The organism is Citrobacter sp. T1.2D-1, from assembly GCF_950098555.1.
Lineage (GTDB): Bacteria > Pseudomonadota > Gammaproteobacteria > Enterobacterales > Enterobacteriaceae > Citrobacter_A > Citrobacter_A telavivensis.
On the sequence record NZ_CATNHH010000077.1, the window covers coordinates 113,014 to 136,188 of the forward strand.

Sequence of the window (23,175 nt, forward strand, 5' to 3'; positions counted from 1 at the left end):
CGGGACCATTTATACAACCAGGGTTTGTGAGTCACGTTCGCGACTCACGTCAGTCTGGCGCGGCACGGCTGCCACCAACGCCAGTTCGATAATTTCCTGTACGCTACAGCCTCGCGAGAGGTCATGAAGCGGTGCGGCAAGCCCTTGAATCAGCGGCCCGACAGCACGATATCCGCCCAGACGCTGGGCGATTTTGTAGCCAATATTGCCCGCCTCCAGTGATGGGAAAACCATCACGTTGGCGTTACCCCGTAGCGGACTGGCAGGTGCTTTTTGCGCGGCGACCTCCGGTACAAAAGCGGCGTCAAACTGCAGTTCGCCATCCACCAGTAGTTCAGGCGCGCGTTCACGAACGATCTCCGTTGCCTGCTGTACGTTAGCCACACACGGGTGACGCGCGCTGCCCTGACTGGAGAACGACAACATCGCCACGCGCGGCTCCTCGCCAGTGATGCCGCGCCAGGTGTCAGCGCTGGCGATCGCGATATCCGCCAGTTGCGCTGCCGTCGGCTGCGGCACCACGCTGCAATCAGCAAATCCTAACGCCGGTCCGACGTACTGCGGCAGCATCAGGAAGAGAGACGACAGCGTTTTACACCCCGGCTGTAGGCCGATAATGCGTAAGCCCGCGCGCAGCACATTGGCCGTGGAAGAGAGGTTGCCAGCGATACAGACATCCGCCTGGCCCGCGCTGACCATCGCCGCGGCAAACATCAGCGGGTCATTGAGCTTTTCAAGGGCATCCGGCGGCGTTTTCTCCCCGGACCGGGCGAGCCAGCGCTGAGCGAACGCTTCACGCATCGCCAGGTTGCTGTGTGGGTCAATAACCTGAATACCGTCCAGCGCGACCCGATGTGTGAGCGCGAACTGGCGCAGCGCAAACGGACTGGCCACCAGAATGGGGTGCGCCAGACCGTGCTGTTGCAGGTAGTGCGCGGCTTTCAGCACCCGTTCGTCTAACGCATCCGGGAAGACCACCCGAGCCGGGGATTGCTGAGCCCGTTCACGGGCGCGTTCAATGATCATTGTTCACCTCCCAGTCGCTGTTGAATCTGGCTGACGGTGAGTGGACGTTTGGTGACACACAGAATCATCATCACGTAGACCGCGCTGGAGAGCCGGTTCAGCGCCTGCAAAATATCCGGACGCAGGACATCAAAACCGCGGGTGATGAAGACCTGGGCGGCGATCGTTTCCGTCTCGCGGACTTTGGTTCGCAGCAGGTTCAGCAACGCGGACTCGCGACCATGACTGGCTTCGGGTACCAGATGATCGTGATCCAGATAGCGCAACGGTTGATGGGAAAGGCGGTGCAGCTCATCTTCGTTCAACCCAACGATAGACTGTGCCGCCAGCGGTTCATCCATGGCATCGGCGCGCATAATGTTGCCCAACCGTGAACGGATGTCCGCCAGCCACGGCTGCCACGGTTCCGCCAGTTCAATTTGCAGCCACACCGCCAGCGCGATGGTGCTGTCCAGCGCGGCGCGAAAGCCCAGACGCGGGTCGCTTTTGGCGACCATTTTGTCCGCTGTCAGGTGGGTCAGCGTATCGGGCTTTTTCGCCACCGGCTGGCGACACAGTTCACAGCAGGCCTGTGGATGCGTATCGCTGCTGGTTAACCCGTGCACCGGTTGCGGCTGCTGTTGCTCGTCGTCGACAAACAGACTGCCCTGCTCATCCAGAAACTTGATGCGCAAATGACGGCCTTCCAACAGTTCGCGAGCAGAGGGCGTCAGGCGAGCGTCAGCAGGGAGATGGATTTCCGCCCCTTCGCTGAGCGTATGGTTCGCTCTGAGCCATGCTTCGGTGATGAAATCTTTCATACCGATTGCCAGTTCGCAGGCCACGCAACGTACAGAAAGCGCACGGTCGTCGGCGTGCCAAATTCAATGCTTGAGCCTTTCGGGATAAACATGACGTCCCCGGCTTTGGCGATCATCGTTTCGCCTTCATGGCGCACATGCAGTTCACCGTCGAGCACCATGTCGATTTCGTCGTAGTTCAGCGTCCACGGGAAAAAGGCGTTATCCCACTGCATGAACCCGGCGGCCATGCTGCTGCCATCCTGCTCGGTGACGAGATCGGTCAGGCCGACGCAGTGCGGCTGCGCACCGTCGAAGCGGCCAAACTTAACGCTGCTGCCGTCGATCACTTTGATACCGCCTTTGCCGGTCACCGAATGAAAACCCGGTTGCATCCCGCCCTGCTCCAGCGACTGTTTTTCCTTCAGCACTTTATCCATCAACTGCGAGACCAGACTCTCGGTAAACTGCCCTTCCGGCAGTTGCGCGATGATGGTTTCGCGAATGCGCTGCGTTTCAGATTTAGCCTCGTCCGCGCAACGCGTTGCCGTCGGGGCGGCACCCTCGCACTCCACAATCGTGATGCCCAGTAGCTCCGCGACTTCACGGGCTTCCGGGGTGATGATGCTGGCGCGCAGCACCACCGACATTTCCTGTTCGCCCCGTGCGTGCGCCGCACGTATATCGTTAGCTGTGATAAGTTTTTTCACCTGCCCCTTCCTCCTTTTGGCTGAGCTCAGTCAGATAATCCACCAGGTGCTGCACGCTTTGCGGGTCATGGCTATTGAGTTCGAAAATCGGCTCCTGAAACCCAATTCCGCGCAGTAATTCCCGCGTTGCGATCACGTCAGCATCTGGCATATCCGTTTTGCTGATCACGGCGATTTGTCGTTTACTGGCGCCGATATCTAACAGCCCGGCAGGTAAGCGACTTTCTTTGTCATTGGCTGCATGGACATAAATCAACGTATCAACGTCCTGCAGCGTGGTAATTAAGGCGTGATACCAACGGGGGTGACTGAAATATTCCCCAGGAGTATCGATATCGCCATTTTCATTAAATTCCACGGCCTGCGTTTTTCTGGCGAGGGTATAATTCCCCTGTAACGCATTAAAAAGCGTTGTTTTTCCCGCACCGACAGTGCCAACAAACGCAATACGTTTCATAAGCACCTCAGAATTAGCTTTTTGTCAGGTCGCAGAGTGTGAAATTTAATAAACGCCCCAGCCCACTGACCGTTTGCAATAAGGCCTCTTCTACTGCGCCAACCGAGCCGTAGATAACCAATGCGCCGCTGAATCTGTCGAGAAAACCGATGTGTACGTCGGCAGCCTTCATCGCCAGATCGCCGGCAATCATTGCGGTTTCTCCCGGCGTCAGGGTCATAATGCCGATGGCACCTGCTTCGGGAACGCCGATCTTTTTCGCCAGTTCTTCACCAGGATGCGCAATGAGATGCGCCAGCGTGACCTGTTTGCCCGGCACAAATTCCTGAATAATGCGTTCTTTATCCATTGCTCACCGCCTGTGTTAAGACAGGGCTTATCGTGGCAATTTTTTGTCAGGGTAAATAACAAAATTCGGCAAAGAGATTTAAAAGGTGAGATGGATCACTAAGAATGGGAAAATAAAAAGGCGCGGGAGAAACCCGCGCCGGAATTAATTAAAGTGAAATTACAGCGGTTGTGTTTGTGCCTCAACGACCGCCAGTGCCACCATATTCACGATTCGACGAACAGAGGCAATCGGCGTTAATACATGAACCGGTTTTGCCACGCCCATCAGGACTGGGCCAACCGTAACACCTTCTGAACTGGAGACGCGCAGCAAATTATAACTAATGCGTGCGGCTTCCATATTTGGCATCACCAGAATATTGGCCGACCCTTTCAGCGGACTGTCCGGCATCCGATCGTTACGGATGCTTTCCACCAGCGCGGCATCGCCATGCATTTCACCGTCAATCATCAGGTCAGGCGCACGTGCTTTGATAATCTCCAGCGCGGCACGCATTTTGCCGGCAGACGGGCAGTTAGATGAACCAAAGTTAGAGTGCGACAGCAACGCCACTTTCGGTTCGATACCAAACCGACGCACGGTTTCCGCCGCCATCACGGCGATTTCTGCCAGTTCTTCCGGCTCAGGATCGTCATTGACGTAGGTATCGGCAATAAAGGTGTTACCACTTGGCAGCAGCAGGGCGTTCATCGCCCCGGCGGTATGGACGCCTTCACGGTAGCCAAACACCTCTTTCACCACGCTGAAGTGTTCATGGTAGTCGCCAATGGTGCCGCAGATCATCGCATCCGCTTCGCCGCGCTGTACCATGATCGCGCCAATCACCGTGGTGTTGGCGATCACCGCACGCTGCGCCTGCTCCTGGGTAATGCCACGACGCTTCATGATCTGGTAGTACTCGCTCCAGTACTCTTTAAAGCGCGGATCGGATTCATTATTGACGATCTCAAAATCGACGCCCGCTTTGATCTGCAGACCCAGTTTCTGAATGCGCATTTCGATCACGCTTGGGCGACCAATCAGGATCGGCTTCGCCAGACCCAGCGTGATCAGCTCCTGCGTGGCGTGCAGGACGCGCGCCTCTTCCCCTTCCGGCAGCACGACGCGTTTCGGTGCTTTACGCGCCTGCGAGAAGATAGGTTTCATGAACAGATTGGTTTTGTAGACAAACTCCGTCAGCTTGTCGATGTAAGCGTCAAAGTCAGCAATCGGGCGCATCGCCACGCCGGAATCCATCGCCGCTTTGGCAACTGCGGGCGCGATTTTGACAATCAGGCGCGGGTCGAACGGTTTTGGAATGATGTATTCCGGGCCGAAGCTCAGATCCTGGTCACCATAGGCCGAGGCCACCACTTCGCTCTGCTCGGCATGCGCCAGTTCGGCAATCGCATGGACCGCAGCCAGCTTCATTTCTTCGTTGATCGCCGTCGCGCCGACGTCCAGCGCGCCACGGAAGATGAACGGGAAGCACAGGACGTTGTTGACCTGGTTCGGGTAGTCGGAACGACCCGTACAGATGATGGCGTCCGGACGCACCTCTTTTGCCAACGGCGGCAGGATTTCCGGTTCCGGGTTAGCCAGCGCCAGAATCATCGGCGCGCGGGCCATCTTTTTGACCATCTCCTGGGTCAGCACTTTCGGACCTGAACAACCGAGGAAAATGTCCGCACCGTCGATAACGTCATCCAGCGTCCGTTTGCCGTCATCTTCTACCGCGTAGGCCGCTTTGGTTTCGGCCATATTCGGCTCGCGACCTTTGTAGATGACGCCTTTGGAGTCACAGACCACGATGTTGTGCTTCTGCATCCCCAACGCCACCAGCAGGTTCATGCAGGCGATCGCCGCCGCCCCCGCGCCGGATACCACCATCCGCACGTCGGAGATATTTTTTTCAACTACCCGCAGGCCGTTAAGAATGGCGGCGGTACTGATGATCGCAGTGCCGTGCTGATCGTCATGGAACACCGGAATATTCATCCGTTCGCGCAGTTTCTGCTCGATGTAGAAACACTCTGGCGCTTTGATGTCTTCCAGATTGATCCCGCCGAACGTCGGTTCCAGCGCGGCAACGACGTTAATAAATTTGTCCGGGTCGAGTTCATCGACTTCGATATCGAACACATCAATACCGGCGAATTTCTTAAACAGAACGCCTTTGCCTTCCATGACCGGTTTACCGGCCAGCGCGCCAATATTGCCTAAGCCCAGCACCGCCGTCCCGTTAGAGATAACGGCAACAAGGTTGCCACGCGCGGTGTATTTATACGCAGCCAGCGGGTCTTTTTCGATTTCAAGACACGGCGCTGCGACGCCCGGCGAGTAGGCCAGCGCCAGATCGCGCTGCGTGGCAAGGGGCTTCGTCGGGGAAACCTGGATTTTACCAGGTACCGGGAATTCATGGAAATCAAGGGCGCTTTGCTTTAACTGGTCATCCATCTTGTTGTTCCTTTCACGTATCGTTCAAAAAAGTCACGCGCAGCCAGGTGCGTCGCACATTATCACCGCACTGCGGGACGCAAACTTTGAAGGTCCCCAAACTATCACGACTTAAATAAAGATTTCGTAATCAACTCATAACAACCATGTTACCTCTCTGAGCCAGCATTACCATGCCTGTCTGCTATGCTTTTTTGTGGTGCACCTCATGAATCTCTCAGAAGTGTGATGTTAAGCACTCACCTAACACGTTACTTTTCAAGGAGTATTTCCTATGAACCAGTTAGACGGCATCAAACAATTCACCACTGTCGTGGCCGATAGCGGTGATATTGAGTCTATTCGTCATTACCAACCCCAGGATGCCACCACCAATCCCTCCCTGCTGCTGAAGGCTGCCGGACTGGCGCATTACGCACATCTGATTGACGATGCTATCCAGTGGGGGAAGAAACAGGGGAAAACCCAGGAACAGCAGGTTGTCGAAGCCTGTGACAAACTGGCGGTGAATTTTGGTGCGGAAATTCTTAAAAGTATTCCGGGCCGGGTGTCGACCGAAGTGGATGCCCGCCTCTCCTTCGATCAACAAAAGAGCATCGAAAAGGCCCGCCATCTGGTGGATTTGTACCAGCAGCAGGGAATCGATAAATCCCGCATTCTGATTAAGCTGGCTTCCACCTGGGAAGGCATTCGCGCCGCGCAAACACTGGAGAAAGAGGGAATTAACTGCAACCTGACGCTGCTGTTTTCCTTTGCCCAGGCCCGCGCCTGCGCCGAAGCGGGCGTCTTTTTGATCTCCCCGTTTGTTGGGCGTATTTATGACTGGTATCAGGCGCGCAGCCCCATGGATCCGTACGTTGTAGAGGAAGATCCGGGCGTGAAATCAGTGCGCAACATCTACGATTACTTCAAACAGCATCGCTATGAGACGATTGTCATGGGTGCCAGTTTCCGCCGCACTGAACAGATCCTCGCGCTGGCCGGCTGCGATCGCCTGACGATCGCCCCCAATCTCCTGAAAGAACTGCAGGAAAAAGAAGAACCGGTCGAGCGCAAGCTGGTGCCGTCTTCACAAACCTTCCATCGCCCCGCCCCCATGAGTGAAGCCGAATTCCGCTGGGAGCATAACCAGGATGCGATGGCGGTCGAGAAACTCTCTGACGGTATCCGTCTGTTCGCCGTTGACCAACGCAAACTGGAAGACCTGCTTGCAGCCAAACTCTAAATCTTGCCACGGAGTGTTCTATGTCCCGTAAAGACCTTGCTAATGCCATTCGTGCGCTCAGTATGGACGCTGTTCAGAAAGCCAATTCCGGCCACCCCGGTGCGCCGATGGGAATGGCGGATATCGCCGAAGTCCTGTGGAACGACTTCCTCCGCCACAACCCGACCGATCCGAGCTGGTACGATCGCGACCGTTTTATTCTCTCTAACGGTCATGCCTCAATGCTGCTCTACAGCCTGCTGCACCTGACAGGTTACGATCTGCCGATTGAAGAGCTGAAAAACTTCCGCCAGTTACATTCCAGAACGCCGGGGCACCCGGAAATCGGCTATACGCCGGGGGTGGAAACCACGACCGGGCCACTGGGTCAGGGGCTGGCGAACGCCGTCGGTTTAGCCATTGCCGAACGCACGCTGGCGGCGCAGTTCAACCAGCCGGGTCACGAGATTGTCGATCATTTCACGTATGTGTTTATGGGCGACGGCTGCCTGATGGAAGGCATTTCGCATGAGGTCTGCTCGCTGGCGGGAACGCTGGGACTGGGCAAGCTGATCGGCTTTTACGATAGCAACGGTATCTCCATTGATGGTGAAACCGACGGCTGGTTTACCGATGACACAGGCAAACGCTTTGAGGCCTACCACTGGCACGTCGTCCACGACATCGACGGTCATGACCCGCAAGCGGTGAAGAAAGCGATTCAGGAAGCGCAGAGCGTGAAGGACAAACCCTCGCTGATTATCTGCCGGACGGTGATTGGCTTTGGCTCGCCGAACAAAGCGGGCAAAGAGGAATCCCACGGCGCGGCGCTGGGCGAAGAGGAAGTGGCGCTGACGCGACAGAAACTGGGCTGGCACCACCCGGCGTTTGAGATCCCAAAAGAGATTTATCGCGCCTGGGACGCCCGTGAAAAAGGCGAGAAAGCGCAGCAGCACTGGAATGAAAAATTCGCCGCTTATCAGAAAGCGCATCCGGAGCTGGCCGCCGAGTTCACGCGCCGCATGACCGGCGGTCTGCCAGCGGCGTGGGAAAAGACCACGCAGAAATACATCAACGAACTTCAGGCGAATCCTGCCAAAATCGCCACCCGCAAGGCATCGCAAAATGCCCTCAACGTCTACGGTCCGCTCCTGCCAGAACTGTTAGGCGGTTCGGCGGACCTTGCGCCGAGTAACCTGACAATCTGGAAAGGTTCGACCTCACTGAAAGAAGATCTTGCAGGCAATTACATTCACTATGGCGTGCGTGAATTTGGCATGACTGCCATCGCTAATGGCATCGCCCATCACGGTGGATTCGTGCCCTATACCGCCACCTTCCTGATGTTCGTCGAATATGCGCGCAATGCGGCGCGCATGGCGGCGCTGATGAAGGCGCGGCAGATTATGGTGTATACCCATGACTCTATCGGCCTGGGGGAAGATGGCCCGACGCACCAGGCGGTGGAACAACTGGCCAGCCTGCGTCTGACACCCAATTTCAGCACCTGGCGACCGTGCGATCAGGTTGAAGCGGCGGTGGGCTGGAAGCTGGCCGTCGAGCGTCATGATGGCCCAACGGCGCTGATCCTGTCACGACAGAACCTGGCACAGGTTGAACGCACGCCGGAGCAGGTGAACGCGATCGCCCGCGGCGGTTATGTGCTCAAAGATGGCGGCGGTAAGCCGGATATCATCCTGATAGCCACCGGTTCGGAAATGGAGATAACCCTGCTGGCCGCAGAGAAACTCACCGGTGAAGGGCGCAATGTTCGCGTGGTTTCCCTGCCCTCAACGGATATTTTCGATGCCCAGGACGAGGCATACCGCGAGTCGGTTCTGCCGTCCAACGTCAGCGCGCGCGTCGCGGTTGAAGCCGGTATCGCCGATTACTGGTACAAATATGTGGGCTTAAAAGGGGCGATTGTCGGAATGACCGGTTACGGTGAATCTGCGCCGGCAGAGAAGCTGTTCCCTTACTTCGGCTTTACGGTTGAGAACATTGTCGAGAAAGCACACAAGGTTTTGAACGCCTGATGTATGCAACGCCGGATGTATGCAACGCCGGATGACGACGCTAACGCGTCTTATCCGGCCTACGAAAAGCTATCTGTAGGTCGGATAAGACGCAGTCGCCATCCGACAGAAAATCAACGCGTGATCCATAGCGTGGGCCAGGCATCTGGCCCATGCCAGCCATCACAGCTCGGCTCTTCGGCATAACGCACCAGACGAAAACGCTGGCCGTCAAAACGCCAGCGCGTCTGGATGCCACAATCCGTTAATCCCCGCCCCTTTGCCAGAGTGACCAGTTCGCGCGACTTCTCATCAAACATGGCGTTCATCAACTCCATGTCATTGCTTTCCGCACCGCTGTTGAACGGTAAACGCAGCCGCACGGCGTGTGAGGCCAGCGGTTTTTTACGCGACACGATCCACGCCAGATCGATAGTGTTATACGCCCCGGCTTCACAGGCAATCATCAGCAAGGCTTTGTCATCAGTAAGGGCGGTCACCCGTACCTCGCGGCGTGAAGGATCGAGTGAACACTTGATGCCGTTCATTCGCCAGTTGCCGTAATCAAGAAGGTCGTTGCGTTCGTCGAGGGAGAGCGGTGTTGGCGTCGGGTTAACGACGGCCACGCCTTTCAGCGCCGGGGCGGGCGGAACGCTGAGCGGTGGATCGTTACCTTTCTCAATCCACGCCGTTTCACTGCCTACCCGCTTTTGCTGCGCGTCGATGAACAACAGCGCGGCTTTCAGCCCAGCCAGCGAAATTATCTGATTGCCCTTTTGCAGGGTGATTGCCTTCCCGTCCTGAATCGTCGCCAGAAATTCTGCAATGGTTGTCGTGTCGTCCGTCATCAGGTGCCACGACGTTATTCGCCAGTGTTCCGGGCTCAGCGCCAGCGGTTTGCCGTCCAGCAACAGACGGGGCGCAATGTCCGCTTCATTGGACGGCGCGGTCAATCCGCCAAGATCGAGGCGCAGGACAGCATCGGTATGCGCCCCGGCGCTGCGACTCAGGGTCATCACCAGCCCGCCGTGTTCCCCGGTGTTACGCGCGACGCAAAAATTCTGGTTATTACAGGTTACCTGCCAGTCAGAAAAGGCCTGTTGCGCGGGCGCGGCCCACAGCAAGCGGGCCGGAATCAGACCGAGCAGGAAAAGGAAAATAACGCGATAGCGCATGGACGGTAATAACCCCAGAAGTCAAACGAACAACACAGGTCGTATCTTCGTTGTGCTGTTCACCATGCTCAATCGGATTTGTCGGATAGATTCAATAATTCGTAAAGAAATATAAACCTTATTTATCAATCCATTAAATGAGAGGATTGCAAATAGTTGAGCAATAACACGGTCTTACCGTCTCGTATCTCACCGGTTTTAATCATCTCCAGTGCCTGGGTAAACGGCAGTTCCAGCACGGCAATATCTTCATCTTCAACGCCGCCACCTGCACTGGCGCGCTGACTTTCGCTGTATTCGGCAATAAAGAAGTGAATCAGCTCCGTCACGCCGCCGGGGGACATGTACAGCTCAAAGAGCTTACGCACCTCGCCCACTTCATAGCCCGTCTCTTCAATGGCCTCTTTGCGAATGCAGGCTTCGGGTTCATCGTTGTCCAGTAATCCGGCGCAGGTTTCAATCAACTGCCCGCTTTCGTTACCGTTCACCCATGTCGCTACGCGGAATTGACGAATCAGCACGACGGTCTTTTTCTCTGCGTTATACAGCAGAATCGTTGCCCCATTGCCGCGATCGTACACTTCGCGTTTGTGGCGAATGACCTCGCCGTTCGAGCGGGTGAGATCGTAAGTGATATTGCGCAGGATGAAATAATTATCAGAAAGGACTTTGTCTTTAACGAGGGTGATTTTTTGCGACATACCGGCTCCACAGCGTAAGAAGAGAAATCATACTACGCCGTGAAGCCGGTTTTGGTTAGTGAGATTTCACCGAATTAATGCCCAGCCAGTCGATGATGCCCTGCGCGGCATGACGTCCTTCCGCCATTGCCGTAACCACCAGGTCGGCGCCGCGAACCGCATCGCCACCGGCAAAGATCTTCGGGTTACTGGTCTGATACCGGTACGCGCTCTCGACGTTTGCCGCGATGCGTCCCCAGCTATCCACCTGGACACCGTGGGTCTCCAGCCACGGCATCCCGTGCGGATGGAAACCAAACGCCATGATTACGGCGTCTGCCGGCATCACAAACTCGCTGCCTGCGATCGGCACCGGACGGCGGCGTCCCTGGGAATCCGGCTCACCTAATTGCGTACGCAGGAAACGAATGCCGCAAACGCGTCCGTCCGCGCTCAGTTCCAGATCGACCGGTTGCACGTTGAACTCGAAGTTGGCCCCTTCTTCGCGCGCGTTTTTCACCTCTTTTTTCGAACCCGGCATGTTGGCTTCATCGCGGCGATAGGCGCAGGTTACCTGACTTGCGCCATGACGCAGCGCGGTACGCACGCAGTCCATCGCCGTATCACCGCCGCCCAGCACCACCACGTTGAGTCCGGCGGTGTCGATGTACGGTTCTTCTGGATGTTCGTCCAGCCCCATCACCTGTTTGGTATTGGCAATCAGGAACGGCAGCGCGTCGTAGACGCCCGGTGCATCCTCATTGGGCAGGTCAGCCTTCATCGAACGGTAGGTTCCTACGCCGACAAACACGGCGTCGTAATCTTCCAGCAACGCCTCCATTTTCACGTCTCTGCCCACTTCGCAGTTCAGCTCAAAATGGATCCCCATTGCGCTGAAGATTTCCCGACGGCGCGCCAGCAGTGATTTATCCAGTTTGAAGGCCGGGATGCCAAAGGTCAGCAGCCCGCCGATTTCCGGGTGGCGGTCAAAAACGGTGGCGCTGACGCCGTGACGGGCCAGCACGTCCGCGCAGGCAAGCCCTGCCGGGCCAGCACCAATAATCGCCACGCGCTTATCAACCTTCTGGACATGGCTCAGATCCGGGCGCCAGCCTTTACCCAACGCGCGGTCAGAGATGTAGCGTTCAATGTTACCGATCGTCACCGCGCCATGCTCGTCGCGCACCGTACAGGCCCCTTCGCACAGTCGATCCTGCGGACAGACGCGCCCGGTAATTTCCGGCAAGCAGTTCGTCTGGTGAGACAGCTCTACCGCCGCATCAATATTCCCGGCTTTCACCAGTTCAATCCACTGGGGGATGTGGTTATGCAGCGGGCAGGTCCATTCGCAAATGCTGTGCTCACCGCACTTCAGGCAGCGAGAGGCCTCCTGTTCCGCCTGAGCCGTACGAAAGGGCAGATAGATTTCGTCAAAGCTGACTTTTCGCGCGTCGATAGCCAGTTTATCCGGCTCACCGCGCGCAGGCGTCGCGTGCATTTGCTCAATTTTGCTCATCCCGGGGGAGGCCGTCGCCGTCGCATCCGCATGCCAGGGCTGATTCTCCTGCCGGGCTGTACGTAAACGTCGCGCTTTTGCCAGTCGGGTTAACGTCCCTTCCGTCACCAGTTGCAGCGCGTCAGCAGGACAGTTCTCCACACAGGCCGGTCCATTTTCCCGCCCCAGACAGAGGTCGCATTTATGCGCCGTCGCTTTGACCTGATCTTTAGCGACGGGCGTCAGGACTATCTGCATCGTGCCAAACGGACAGGCCACTACGCAGGATTTACAGCCGATACACTTTTGCTGATTAACCTGCACGCTGTCGTTGACGTGGCTTATCGCCCCATTCGGACAACTGCGGGCGCAAGGAGCATCTTCGCAATGGTGGCAGGTCACCGCACTCCGCTGATGCTGATGCTTGATGACAGTGATCCGGGGCTGGTAGTGACGTTGGCTAAGGACATGTTGCTCTTCATTGTGGGCCAAGACACAAGCCACTTCACAGGCATGGCATCCCAGGCACTGTTGGCTGTTGGCCATAATAAAACGGTTCATGGCGACCTTCTTTTTTGGTTGTAAAAACCTTATTCTTTATATAAGTGTTGTTATTAACCGACTGACCACACGTCGGCAATGTTCATTTGCCCAGGAAGCGCAACTATTTCTACAGAACCTGTGGCAGATCAATTTATTTCAGCCCAGGTGAAATTACGTTTCAGATCTGCGAGAGATTTTTCGCCGTAAGCACTTTTAAAGGAAATTACGCGTGTGATCGTCAAACGCCCTGTCTCGGCCAGTCTGGCCCGGGCCTTTTTTTACATTGTCCTGCTCTCGATTCTCTCGACCGGCGTTGCGCTACTGACGCTGGCAAGCAGCTTGCGGGATGCCGAGGCCATTAACGTGGCGGGGTCTTTGCGCATGCAGAGCTATCGTCTGGGGTACGATCTGCAAAGCCAAAGCCCACAGTTAAACGCCCATCGTCAACTCTTTCAGCAGGCATTAAACTCACCGGCATTAAACAATTTGAATGCCTGGTATGTGCCTCAGGCGGTGAAAGGACGCTACGCGCAGCTGCATGCCAACTGGCTGGAAATGAACAACCGCCTGATCGATGGCGACCTGCAGTGGTATCAGGACAACATTAACGCCTACGTCGATAAGATCGATCTCTTCGTGCTGGCATTGCAACACTATGCCGAACGCAAAGTGATGCTGGTGGTGGGGATCTCGCTGGCGGGCGGTTTCGGGATCTTTACCCTCGTCTTCTTCACCCTGCGACGTATTCGTCATCAGGTTGTGCGCCCGCTTACTCAGTTGGTAATGGCCAGTCAGCGCATTGAACACGGTCAGTTTGACTCACCGCCGCTGGACACGCACCTCCCCAATGAACTGGGGCTGCTGGCGAAAACCTTTAATCAGATGTCGAGCGAACTGCACAAGCTGTATCGCTCGCTGGAAGCAACGGTCGAAGAAAAGACCCACGATCTCCATGAAGCCAAACGTCGTCTGGAAGTGCTGTACCAGTGCTCTCAGGCGCTGAATACCAGTCAGATTGATGTGCACTGCTTCCGTCATATTTTGCAGATTGTCCGTGATAACGAAGCGGCGCAATTCCTCGAACTTACCGTCGGTGAAAACTGGCGCATCAGCGAGGGCGAAAAACAGACCAACCTGCCCATGCAAATCCTGCCGGTAACCATGCAGGAGACGGTCTACGGCGAGCTGCACTGGCAAAGTCAGCATGTCGCCAGCGCGATCCCGCTGTTAAATAGCGTATCGACAATGCTGGGCCGCGGCCTGTACTTCAACCACGCGCAGAAACACTTCCAGCAACTGTTGCTGATGGAGGAACGCGCCACCATTGCCCGCGAGCTGCATGATTCGCTGGCGCAGGTGCTCTCGTATCTGCGCATTCAGTTGACGCTGCTCAAACGCGCCATTCCGGAAGATAACGCCCCGGCGCAGGCCATTATGGATGATTTCTCGCGGGCGCTGAACGATGCCTATCGTCAGTTGCGAGAACTGCTGACCACCTTCCGCCTGACGTTACAGCAGGCTGATTTACCTTCTGCCCTGCATGAGATGCTCGAAGCGCTGCAGGGACAGACCGCTGCTAAACTCTCTCTGGACTGCCGCCTGCCGACGCTGGCTCTCGACGCGCAGATGCAGGTCCATTTATTGCAGATTATCCGTGAAGCGGTGCTCAACGCGATGAAGCACGCCAATGCCAGTGAGATTGCCGTCAGCTGTGTGACGGCACCTGATGGTAATCACACGGTGTATATCCGTGATAACGGAGTGGGCATCGGCGAGCCTAACGAACCAGCGGGGCATTATGGCCTGAACATTATGCGCGAGCGTGCGGAACGTCTTGGCGGTACATTAAGTTTCTCGCAGCCTTCCGGCGGCGGGACGTTAGTGAGCATTAGCTTTCGCTCGACGGAATCAGAAGAGGACGCGAGTCATCTGACATAAATTCGCACAAAACCGGACGTGAGCGTGCGGGAAGCTGACAAACGCTGTAATCAGGCATGATAATTTACATTATCTCCTTTTTTTCTCCACGTTTGGCTCGTACCTTCCCGCTACAGTGAAGCAAGTCATACCTATAAAGATATGTAGAATAATGAGGTCCTCTTTCTGATGGCGAATTTCTTTATCGATCGCCCCATATTTGCCTGGGTGCTGGCTATCCTGTTGTGTCTGACAGGTACCCTGGCTATTTTCTCGTTGCCGGTGGAACAATATCCGGATCTGGCGCCGCCAAACGTGCGCATCACCGCGAACTATCCCGGCGCCTCCGCGCAAACGCTGGAAAACACCGTCACCCAGGTCATTGAACAGAACATGACCGGCCTCGATAATCTGATGTACATGTCATCGCAAAGCAGCGGTACCGGACAAGCGTCGGTGACGCTGAGCTTCGTTGCCGGCACCGATCCGGATGAAGCCGTACAGCAGGTCCAGAATCAGCTGCAGTCAGCGATGCGTAAACTGCCGCAGGCGGTACAGAACCAGGGCGTGACGGTACGTAAGACCGGGGATACCAACATCCTGACGATTGCCTTTGTCTCCACTGACGGTTCGATGGATAAGCAGGATATTGCGGACTACGTTGCCAGTAATATTCAGGATCCACTCAGCCGGGTGAACGGCGTCGGCGATATCGATGCCTACGGCTCGCAATATTCCATGCGCATCTGGCTGGATCCGGCCAGGCTCAACAGTTTCCAGATGACCGCGAAAGATGTCACTGACGCCATTGAGTCGCAAAACGCGCAGATCGCCGTCGGACAGTTAGGTGGAACCCCTTCCATTGATACCCAGGCGCTGAACGCCACCATTAACGCCCAGTCGCTGCTGCAAACGCCGGAACAGTTTCGCGCCATTACGCTGCGCGTCAATCAGGATGGTTCAGAAGTGACCCTGGGCGATGTCGCCACCGTCGAAATGGGGGCTGAGAAGTATGACTATCTCAGCCGCTTCAATGGCAATGCGGCGTCCGGGCTTGGGGTTAAACTGGCGTCGGGAGCCAACGAAATGTCCACCGCGACGCAGGTGATTAAGCGCCTTGATGAGCTGGCGCAATACTTCCCGCACGGTCTGGAGTACAAGGTGGCCTATGAAACCACCTCTTTCGTTAAAGCCTCCATTGAAGACGTGGTGAAAACGTTGCTGGAAGCCATCGCGCTGGTATTCCTCGTGATGTACCTGTTCCTGCAAAATTTCCGCGCCACATTGATCCCGACGATTGCCGTACCGGTGGTGCTGATGGGCACCTTCTCGGTGCTCTATGCCTTCGGTTACAGCATCAACACCCTGACCATGTTTGCGATGGTACTGGCGATCGGTCTGCTGGTGGATGACGCCATCGTGGTAGTGGAAAACGTCGAGCGTATTATGAGTGAGGAAGGTCTCACGCCGCGCGAGGCAACGCGAAAATCGATGGGACAAATTCAGGGCGCGCTGGTCGGTATCGCGATGGTGCTGTCAGCCGTCTTTGTGCCGATGGCCTTCTTTGGCGGGACCACCGGGGCAATCTATCGTCAGTTCTCCATTACCATTGTGGCGGCAATGGTGCTTTCCGTTCTGGTGGCGATGATCCTCACCCCTGCCCTGTGCGCCACCTTGCTTAAACCGCTGCACAAAGGCGAGCATCACGGGCAAACCGGTTTCTTCGGCTGGTTTAACCGCACCTTCAACCGTAACGCCGAGCGTTACGAGAAAGGCGTAGCCAAAATTCTGCATCGCAGCCTGCGCTGGATCCTGATCTATGTGTTGCTGCTTGGCGCGATGGTGGTTCTGTTCCTGCGTCTGCCAACCTCGTTCCTGCCGCTGGAAGACCGCGGCATGTTTACCACGTCGATTCAGTTGCCGAGTGGCTCTACGCAGCAGCAAACCTTAAAAGTGGTGCAGGAAGTCGAGAAATATTACTCCACCCACGAAAAAGATAATGTCCAGTCCGTGTTTGCGACAGTCGGTTCCGGGCCGGGTGGCAACGGTCAGAACGTGGCGCGTATGTTCGTACGCCTGAAAGACTGGGGCGAACGCGACTCCACCACCGGCACCTCGTTTGCCATTATCGAACGTGCGACGAAGGCTTTTAACAAAATCAAAGAGGCGCGCGTATTCGCCAGCAGCCCGCCAGCCATCAGCGGTCTCGGCAGTTCCGCAGGCTTTGACATGGAACTGCAGGATCACGCCGGTGCCGGTCATGACGCCTTAATGGCCGCACGCGACCAGTTGATTCGTCTGGCGTCGCAGGATAGCGCCCTGACCCGTGTGCGCCACAACGGTCTGGACGACAGCCCACAGTTGCAAATTGATGTCGACCAGCGCAAAGCCCAGGCGCTGGGCGTATCCATTGACGATATCAACGATACGTTGCAGACCGCCTGGGGGTCGAGCTACGTCAACGACTTTATGGATCGCGGCCGCGTGAAGAAGGTTTACGTCCAGGCTGCTGCGAAATACCGCATGCTGCCAGACGATATCAACCTGTGGTACGTGCGCAATAACAGCGGCGGCATGGTGCCTTTCTCTGCCTTCGCCACCTCACGCTGGGAGACCGGTTCTCCGCGCCTGGAGCGCTACAACGGCTATTCTGCCATCGAGATTGTCGGTGAAGCTGCGCCCGGTGTGAGCACCGGGACGGCGATGGATGTGATGGAGTCGCTGGTGCGTCAGTTGCCAACCGGATTTGGTCTGGAATGGACTGCCATGTCATACCAGGAGCGGCTCTCCGGGGCGCAGGCACCGGCCCTGTATGCCATTTCTCTGCTGGTGGTATTCCTGTGCCTGGCCGCGCTGTATGAAAGCTGGTCGGTACCGTTCTCGGTTATGCTGGTGGTGCCGCTGGGGGTCATTGGTGCGCTGCTCGCTACCTGGATCCGCGGTCTGGAAAACGATGTCTATTTCCAGGTCGGGCTACTGACGGTCATTGGTCTCTCCGCCAAAAACGCCATTCTGATTGTTGAATTTGCCAATGAGATGAACGAGAAAGGACACGATCTTCTGGATGCGACGCTGCACGCCTGTCGGCAGCGCTTACGTCCGATCCTGATGACCTCGCTGGCGTTTATCTTCGGCGTGCTGCCGATGGCTATCAGCAACGGGGCAGGTTCCGGCGGTCAACACGCCGTCGGGACGGGCGTCATGGGCGGGATGATCTCGGCAACGGTGCTGGCTATCTATTTTGTGCCACTGTTCTTCGTCCTGGTCCGTCGCCGTTTCCCATTGAAACCGCGCCAGGAATAAGCGATAAAAAAAGGCGACCTGCCAACGGGTCGCCCTTTCTGTGTGATGAATCTCACACGGTATGTTCTGTTATTTGGTCATCCTTCCAGAAATTTATTTGCGAAGCATCACTTCAATAAAATCTTTCCAGTTCCCCAGTTCGCGTTCAATCATAACAACCTCTGCTTTTTATTATGGGCATTCTACAAAAATATTATCTCCTGGTGAAGACAAATTAACCAATTGCTGTGATTACATCCTCCGGGGTGTGGGGTAATGTCATCACTATGGCGCGCTACCCATAAATTTTATGTGACATACAGCAATAATTCGACACAATCATACGTTATCTGGTACTCCTTCAATTTTGATTAAAAAACAGGTGGCTGCAAGTGGGAAATTCCGAATTTTGATTAAGCCGTAAATCTCCCCGGATTCAGGAATTATTATTCACATTACTTCAACAATGTTATATTTACCGATCACGATTAAATGACAAAATGTATTATCGGACGTAACGATATTGATGACTATATAGTCAATTTACGTTAATAAGGATGCAAATGATTACCCTCTACGGTATTAAAAATTGCGACACCATTAAAAAGGCCCGCCGTTGGCTGGAAGCGCGTGGCATTGACTACCGTTTTCACGATTATCGTGTCGATGGTCTGGACAACACACTTCTCACTTCATTTATCAATGAATTAGGTTGGGAGTCGCTTCTCAACACCCGTGGAACAACGTGGCGCAAGCTGGACGAAACCACGCGCAGTCACATCACAGATGCAGCGTCTGCCGCCGCATTAATGACTGAAATGCCGGCAATCATCAAACGCCCATTGCTCTGCGCGCCCGGGAAGCCTATGCTGCTGGGTTTTAGTGAATCCAGTTATCAGCAGTTTTTTGACGAGGTGTAGTCTATGTCGTGCCCGGTTATTGAGCTGACACAGCAGCTTATTCGCCGCCCTTCCCTGAGCCCAGATGATGCGGGATGTCAGGCGTTGATGATTGAACGCCTGCGCGCGATCGGTTTTACCGTTGAGCGTATGGATTTTGCCGATACTCAGAATTTTTGGGCATGGCGCGGACAGGGTGAGACGCTGGCGTTTGCCGGTCACACCGACGTTGTGCCTGCGGGCGATGCCGATCGCTGGATCAACCCGCCTTTTGAGCCAACTATTCGCGACGGGATGTTGTTCGGTCGCGGCGCGGCGGATATGAAAGGTTCGCTGGCGGCCATGGTGGTGGCGGCAGAGCGCTTTGTCGCTCAGCACCCAAACCACAAAGGACGTCTGGCGTTTCTGATCACCTCAGATGAAGAGGCCAGCGCAAAAAACGGCACCGTCAAGGTTGTCGACGCGCTGATGGCGCGTAATGAGCGCCTGGATTACTGTCTGGTCGGCGAACCCTCAAGCACCGAAGTGGTTGGTGACGTGGTGAAGAACGGTCGTCGCGGCTCACTGACCTGCAACCTGACCATTCATGGCGTGCAGGGGCATGTCGCCTATCCGCATCTGGCGGATAACCCGGTACACCGCGCCGCGCCGATGCTTAATGAACTGGTAAGCATTGAGTGGGATCAGGGCAATGAATTTTTCCCGGCCACCAGCATGCAGATTGCCAACGTCCAGGCTGGCACCGGTAGCAATAACGTCATCCCCGGGGAACTGTTCGTGCAGTTCAACTTCCGTTTCAGTACCGAACTGACCGATGAGATGATCAAAGCGCGGGTGCACGCGCTGCTCGAAAAACATCAGTTGCGCTATACGGTAGACTGGTGGCTCTCCGGTCAGCCGTTCCTGACCGATCGCGGGAAGCTGGTGGATGCCGTCGTGAACGCCATCGAGCACTATAATGAAATTAAACCGCAGTTGCTGACCACGGGCGGTACGTCTGATGGACGGTTTATCGCTCGCATGGGAGCACAGGTCGTGGAGCTGGGTCCGGTGAATGCCACGATTCATAAAATCAATGAATGCGTGAACGCCGCCGACCTGCAGCTACTTGCCCGTATGTATCAACGTATTATGGAACAACTCGTCGCCTGACGAGGTTCCTGCAAGAGGTAACGCGCATGGACTGGTTGGCAAAATATTGGTGGATTCTGGTGCTGGTGTTTTTGGTAGGTGTGCTGCTGAACGTGATCAAGGATCTCAAACGCGTCGACCACAAAAAATTCCTCGCCAATAAGCCGGAACTTCCTCCGCATCGTGACTTTAACGATAAGTGGGATGACGACGACGATTGGCCGAAGAAAGACCAACCGAAGAAATAACCAAAGGCCGGAAGGGATCCCTTCCGGCCTTGTCTTTTAGATCATCTCAATCACGTCATCATCATTTGGCGTACCGCCGCTGAGCGCTTCATCAAAGTAGTGCTTCGGCACGGTATAGCGCAAATGATCGAGGGCAAACTGCATGCTACGGTCGTCTATCGCGTGACCGAGGTCTTCCACGATATCCAGCGTGACATCTCCACCTACACTTAACAGCGCGTCCTGAGCGGCCACCGCATGCGAAAGTTCAATCACCCGATCTTCACCACCGTGGATCAGATGGAAAGTGGTGGCGGTCGACGCGGTTTCCGGCAGGCTGGCATAGCGTCCGTTAAACGCAATCACCCGCGAGGCAAGGCCCGGCTCGGCTTTGATGCTCTCCAGCGCCATAATTGCCCCCTGAGAGAAACCAATCAGCGCCGTGGCATTAGCCCCTACGCCACTCTGTTTTTGCCAGTAGCGCACCGTTTCGATAAATACCGGCATGATCGCGTCAATCCGCGCCTGGCGATTCTCTTCCGTCACCCCTTGCACTGAAAACCACTGACGCCCGGATGCCGGACCGCTCGGCTCAACGCCACCGATGCTGACCACCAGCGCGTCCGGGAAGAGAGGGGCAAACCACGAACCGATCTCACCCATTGCGACGGGGTTATCGCCCACGCCATGAAACAGCAGCAACAGCTGTTGAGCAGGTTGGGTCGGACTTTGAACAACAAAATGGTCATGTTTCATGGCGGTCTCCTTAACTGATGCCGTTAATTCTACGCTGCTCAATCGCAATGACCATGCCAGAAAATTGAAGGAGTTAGTGAAAAAATTGCCATTGCAGAATGCGATTACGGTCATGATCGGTCCGCTCGGGGTCCAGCGCGGTTAACGCCTGCGTCGCCTCTTCTCGCTGACGCTTCAGCAGTGCTTTACGCCCTGAAAGGCGCAACGTCAGACAGAGATCTGCATCGCTAAGCCGCGCTTGCAGGCTGCCCCGCAGCGCCGGTAACGGCAGCGTGCTGGTCGCCAGCAGGCGGCTCAAACCGCCAAGCGAGGTCAACAACGGACGATGTGCGAAGGCAAACCCCGCCAGCGTCAGCCAGTCATCTTCATTAAGCGTAGTCGTTTTCAACGGCTCAACCGGAATCGCCTCCCCATTCCACCGCGCAAGAATGTCGGCATCGCGACGTAAGCGGTGATGCTCATATTCAGCCAGACGTCTTCCCGCCGCGTTTAGCGGCAGGAGTGCCATTGAGGTATAGCAGCCGCTGCTGGCCTCCTTGTGATTCCCTACGCGCACCAGGATGAAACCGCAGCGCTGCCAGAAGCGCCACAGCTCAGGCGTATAGCCAAAACTAACGGAAAGGTAGTCACAGTTTGCCGCATGAGCCTGCGCGATCAGCTGTTGTCCAATACCCTCGCGCTGACGTCCCGGATGGACGGCGATGCGGCTGATCCGACGACCAGTCAAGGTCGCCGCCAGCGGATCGCCGCCGTGCGCCGCCAGCGACTGCGCGACGAGATTCCCCCGAGGTCGCCGAAATCCCGCCCAGACGGCCTGGCTGAGTTCGGGAGCAAGGCCGCCTTCCTCAACCAGCCAAAGCGCCCCGACGATTTGCCCATCACAGGCGGCGTTGAAAAAATGCTGGCCCGGCGCATCCATCATTCGGCGTAGATCCAGTGGAGAGGTGCGGTAATGCGCCCCGGAAAGCAGTCGATAGACCGCCAGAGGCATTTCCGGCCTTGTACGCCAGGCGTCCTGTTCGAAAGGGGCAATCGTAATGCTGCCCTGCGGCGTGGCCGCAAAACGGTCATCATCAAAAACCAGCGCGTCGCTGACCCATTTCTCCAGCGGGCAGCCCTGCGCCCAGCGAACGGGTTGCCGGAGTTCATAACGCTGTAGTTTTGGAAAGCGGGCGCAGAACTTCAACAAAAAGCCGCGTCCGGTACCTTCGTAGCCCTGTACCGTTGTGGTCAACAGGGTGCGCGGGAAACGGGAAACAAGGCGCAGAAGGAGCGGCGCGGGGATCGCCGCGGCTTCGTCTACCACCAACCAGTCGGCGCGCACCTCCGTACTCAGCAGCGCATCCGGTGCCATAAAGCAGAAGTTGTCGCCGGCAAACTGAGCCAGCACGTCCGTTGCCGCTTTTGCCGGCGCGGTCACGATAGCGCTGCCCTTGATGCGCGAAATCAACTGCCCCGCCAGCGCCGATTTACCGCGCCCACGCGCGGCGGTGACCGTGGCGATCCCTTCGGGCATCTGTAACAACTGCGCCAGAATAGCCGCCTGTTCAGGCAGCGGCGCACCGGTTGCGGACTGCCAGTGGGGACGTTCAGGAAAATGTGGTACACAAAACGGCTGAGACTGCTGCCAGCACAGCGTCTGCTCATCCGCCGCAATGAGTCGACGGATGTGATCGATAAAATGGGGGGTCGCAATAGGTTGCGCGCAGTCGCTCCAGCGCAGCGAATCCGTATCAGGGCAGTGATGCCAGCGCGCCAGTGGCGGCGCAAGTAGCACCAGCCAACTGCCCGCTCGCAGCGTTCCGCTTAACGCGGCAAAGGCCGCCGCATCAAACCCTGCCAGCGCATCGAAGATGGCATGGCGGAATTCGCGCCCCAGGAGCGTTTGCAGCGCCAGCGGCGTGCAGCAGGGTTCAGCGGACGCACCAGGGGAAACCCATAGCCAGTCGCCGGGTAATGTGTTACGCAGGCGCTGCGCCTGTTCATGACACCAGGACGCCTCGCCGCTCAGCACCAGCAGACGACGAATCCCCTCCCGGGTCATTTGTGCGGTTAACGCATTCAGCGCGGTATAACCAGACATCCCTGCCT

The 23,175-nt window shown here is 56.2% G+C and carries 19 protein-coding genes; 7 read left to right on the forward strand and 12 right to left on the reverse strand.

The features are described from left to right. Window positions 1-9: 9 nt before the first annotated feature. The 6 genes from pta to maeB all read right to left on the reverse strand — a co-directional run bounded on the left by pta (window position 10) and on the right by maeB (window position 5,760). The gene (gene pta / locus QQZ17_RS24505) at window positions 10-1,026 is read right to left on the reverse strand and encodes a phosphate acetyltransferase (RefSeq protein ID WP_152403036.1); all 1,017 of its coding nucleotides are present in this window, start codon (window positions 1,024-1,026) and stop codon (window positions 10-12) included. Next, the gene (gene eutT, locus QQZ17_RS24510; RefSeq protein ID WP_152403034.1) at window positions 1,023-1,826 is read right to left on the reverse strand and encodes an ethanolamine utilization cob(I)yrinic acid a,c-diamide adenosyltransferase EutT; all 804 of its coding nucleotides are present in this window, start codon (window positions 1,824-1,826) and stop codon (window positions 1,023-1,025) included. Before eutT ends, pta begins: the two co-directional genes overlap by 4 nt. Continuing rightward, window positions 1,823-2,515 carry an ethanolamine utilization acetate kinase EutQ gene (eutQ, locus tag QQZ17_RS24515; RefSeq protein ID WP_152403032.1) on the reverse strand — a complete coding sequence of 231 codons (693 nt, stop codon included), beginning with the start codon at window positions 2,513-2,515 and terminating at the stop codon, window positions 1,823-1,825. Before eutQ ends, eutT begins: the two co-directional genes overlap by 4 nt. After that, window positions 2,493-2,972: an ethanolamine utilization acetate kinase EutP gene (gene eutP / locus QQZ17_RS24520; RefSeq protein ID WP_152403029.1), complete on the reverse strand. Its 480-nt coding sequence runs from the start codon at window positions 2,970-2,972 to the stop codon at window positions 2,493-2,495. Before eutP ends, eutQ begins: the two co-directional genes overlap by 23 nt. A gap of 13 nt (window positions 2,973-2,985) precedes the next feature. Next, complete coding sequence (gene eutS, locus QQZ17_RS24525; RefSeq protein WP_042317647.1) at window positions 2,986-3,321, reverse strand: ethanolamine utilization microcompartment protein EutS; 336 nt, start codon at window positions 3,319-3,321, stop codon at window positions 2,986-2,988. Between the two features lie 159 nt (window positions 3,322-3,480). Beyond that, complete coding sequence (gene maeB, locus QQZ17_RS24530) at window positions 3,481-5,760, reverse strand: NADP-dependent oxaloacetate-decarboxylating malate dehydrogenase (RefSeq protein WP_152403027.1); 2,280 nt, start codon at window positions 5,758-5,760, stop codon at window positions 3,481-3,483. Between the two features lie 274 nt (window positions 5,761-6,034). On the opposite strand from maeB, the gene tal reads away from it, so the two are divergent. Both tal and tkt read left to right on the forward strand, forming a co-directional pair. Beyond that, on the forward strand, window positions 6,035-6,985 hold the full coding sequence (gene tal / locus QQZ17_RS24535; RefSeq protein ID WP_152403025.1) for a transaldolase: 951 nt from the start codon (window positions 6,035-6,037) through the stop codon (window positions 6,983-6,985). Between the two features lie 20 nt (window positions 6,986-7,005). Beyond that, on the forward strand, window positions 7,006-9,000 hold the full coding sequence (gene tkt / locus QQZ17_RS24540) for a transketolase (protein ID WP_152403023.1): 1,995 nt from the start codon (window positions 7,006-7,008) through the stop codon (window positions 8,998-9,000). A gap of 113 nt (window positions 9,001-9,113) precedes the next feature. Here tkt and QQZ17_RS24545 read toward each other — a convergent pair whose 3' ends face one another. The 3 genes from QQZ17_RS24545 to aegA all read right to left on the reverse strand — a co-directional run bounded on the left by QQZ17_RS24545 (window position 9,114) and on the right by aegA (window position 12,890). Further along, window positions 9,114-10,154: a DUF1176 domain-containing protein gene (locus QQZ17_RS24545; RefSeq protein ID WP_152403021.1), complete on the reverse strand. Its 1,041-nt coding sequence runs from the start codon at window positions 10,152-10,154 to the stop codon at window positions 9,114-9,116. Window positions 10,155-10,279: 125 nt separating this feature from the next. After that, a complete protein-coding gene (gene nudK, locus QQZ17_RS24550) occupies window positions 10,280-10,855 on the reverse strand; it encodes a GDP-mannose pyrophosphatase NudK (RefSeq protein WP_152403019.1) in 576 nt (191 codons plus the stop codon). A gap of 55 nt (window positions 10,856-10,910) precedes the next feature. Further along, window positions 10,911-12,890, reverse strand: coding sequence for a formate-dependent uric acid utilization protein AegA (aegA, locus tag QQZ17_RS24555; protein WP_152403016.1), 1,980 nt, complete (start codon window positions 12,888-12,890; stop codon window positions 10,911-10,913). 213 nt (window positions 12,891-13,103) lie between these two features. Here aegA and narQ point away from each other — a divergent pair, with 213 nt between their 5' ends. Then, window positions 13,104-14,810 carry a nitrate/nitrite two-component system sensor histidine kinase NarQ gene (narQ, locus tag QQZ17_RS24560; RefSeq protein ID WP_152403014.1) on the forward strand — a complete coding sequence of 569 codons (1,707 nt, stop codon included), beginning with the start codon at window positions 13,104-13,106 and terminating at the stop codon, window positions 14,808-14,810. 168 nt (window positions 14,811-14,978) lie between these two features. After that, a complete protein-coding gene (gene acrD, locus QQZ17_RS24565; protein WP_284554207.1) occupies window positions 14,979-18,092 on the forward strand; it encodes a multidrug efflux RND transporter permease AcrD in 3,114 nt (1,037 codons plus the stop codon). Between the two features lie 93 nt (window positions 18,093-18,185). Here acrD and ypfM read toward each other — a convergent pair whose 3' ends face one another. Continuing rightward, window positions 18,186-18,245 carry a protein YpfM gene (gene ypfM / locus QQZ17_RS24570; protein ID WP_001386977.1) on the reverse strand — a complete coding sequence of 20 codons (60 nt, stop codon included), beginning with the start codon at window positions 18,243-18,245 and terminating at the stop codon, window positions 18,186-18,188. Between the two features lie 389 nt (window positions 18,246-18,634). Between ypfM and QQZ17_RS24575 the strand changes: the two genes are divergently transcribed. Genes QQZ17_RS24575 through QQZ17_RS24585 form a run of 3 tightly spaced genes read left to right on the forward strand, consistent with a single transcriptional unit; the run spans window position 18,635 to window position 20,349 of the window. Next, a complete protein-coding gene (locus QQZ17_RS24575; protein ID WP_061074938.1) occupies window positions 18,635-18,991 on the forward strand; it encodes an ArsC family reductase in 357 nt (118 codons plus the stop codon). Between the two features lie 3 nt (window positions 18,992-18,994). After that, window positions 18,995-20,122, forward strand: coding sequence for a succinyl-diaminopimelate desuccinylase (dapE, locus tag QQZ17_RS24580; protein ID WP_152403009.1), 1,128 nt, complete (start codon window positions 18,995-18,997; stop codon window positions 20,120-20,122). 26 nt (window positions 20,123-20,148) lie between these two features. After that, on the forward strand, window positions 20,149-20,349 hold the full coding sequence (locus QQZ17_RS24585; RefSeq protein WP_012906607.1) for a YpfN family protein: 201 nt from the start codon (window positions 20,149-20,151) through the stop codon (window positions 20,347-20,349). Between the two features lie 36 nt (window positions 20,350-20,385). On the opposite strand, the gene ypfH is transcribed toward QQZ17_RS24585, so the two are convergent. Both ypfH and QQZ17_RS24595 read right to left on the reverse strand, forming a co-directional pair. Beyond that, entirely contained in the window at window positions 20,386-21,084 is a 699-nt protein-coding gene (gene ypfH / locus QQZ17_RS24590; RefSeq protein ID WP_152403007.1) for an esterase, read from the reverse strand. 73 nt (window positions 21,085-21,157) lie between these two features. Next, window positions 21,158-23,167 carry a tRNA(Met) cytidine acetyltransferase TmcA gene (locus tag QQZ17_RS24595; RefSeq protein WP_152403005.1) on the reverse strand — a complete coding sequence of 670 codons (2,010 nt, stop codon included), beginning with the start codon at window positions 23,165-23,167 and terminating at the stop codon, window positions 21,158-21,160. Between the last annotated feature and the right edge of the window lie 8 nt (window positions 23,168-23,175).

Coding starts and splice junctions, on each gene's coding strand:
- pta (WP_152403036.1), bottom strand. CDS start 1,026: ATGATCATTGAACGCGCCCGTGAACGGGCTCAGCAATCCCCGGCTCGG.
- eutT (WP_152403034.1), bottom strand. CDS start 1,826: ATGAAAGATTTCATCACCGAAGCATGGCTCAGAGCGAACCATACGCTC.
- eutP (WP_152403029.1), bottom strand. CDS start 2,972: ATGAAACGTATTGCGTTTGTTGGCACTGTCGGTGCGGGAAAAACAACG.
- eutS (WP_042317647.1), bottom strand. CDS start 3,321: ATGGATAAAGAACGCATTATTCAGGAATTTGTGCCGGGCAAACAGGTC.
- maeB (WP_152403027.1), bottom strand. CDS start 5,760: ATGGATGACCAGTTAAAGCAAAGCGCCCTTGATTTCCATGAATTCCCG.
- tal (WP_152403025.1), top strand. CDS start 6,035: ATGAACCAGTTAGACGGCATCAAACAATTCACCACTGTCGTGGCCGAT.
- tkt (WP_152403023.1), top strand. CDS start 7,006: ATGTCCCGTAAAGACCTTGCTAATGCCATTCGTGCGCTCAGTATGGAC.
- QQZ17_RS24545 (WP_152403021.1), bottom strand. CDS start 10,154: ATGCGCTATCGCGTTATTTTCCTTTTCCTGCTCGGTCTGATTCCGGCC.
- nudK (WP_152403019.1), bottom strand. CDS start 10,855: ATGTCGCAAAAAATCACCCTCGTTAAAGACAAAGTCCTTTCTGATAAT.
- aegA (WP_152403016.1), bottom strand. CDS start 12,890: ATGAACCGTTTTATTATGGCCAACAGCCAACAGTGCCTGGGATGCCAT.
- acrD (WP_284554207.1), top strand. CDS start 14,979: ATGGCGAATTTCTTTATCGATCGCCCCATATTTGCCTGGGTGCTGGCT.
- QQZ17_RS24575 (WP_061074938.1), top strand. CDS start 18,635: ATGATTACCCTCTACGGTATTAAAAATTGCGACACCATTAAAAAGGCC.
- dapE (WP_152403009.1), top strand. CDS start 18,995: ATGTCGTGCCCGGTTATTGAGCTGACACAGCAGCTTATTCGCCGCCCT.
- QQZ17_RS24585 (WP_012906607.1), top strand. CDS start 20,149: ATGGACTGGTTGGCAAAATATTGGTGGATTCTGGTGCTGGTGTTTTTG.
- ypfH (WP_152403007.1), bottom strand. CDS start 21,084: ATGAAACATGACCATTTTGTTGTTCAAAGTCCGACCCAACCTGCTCAA.
- QQZ17_RS24595 (WP_152403005.1), bottom strand. CDS start 23,167: ATGTCTGGTTATACCGCGCTGAATGCGTTAACCGCACAAATGACCCGG.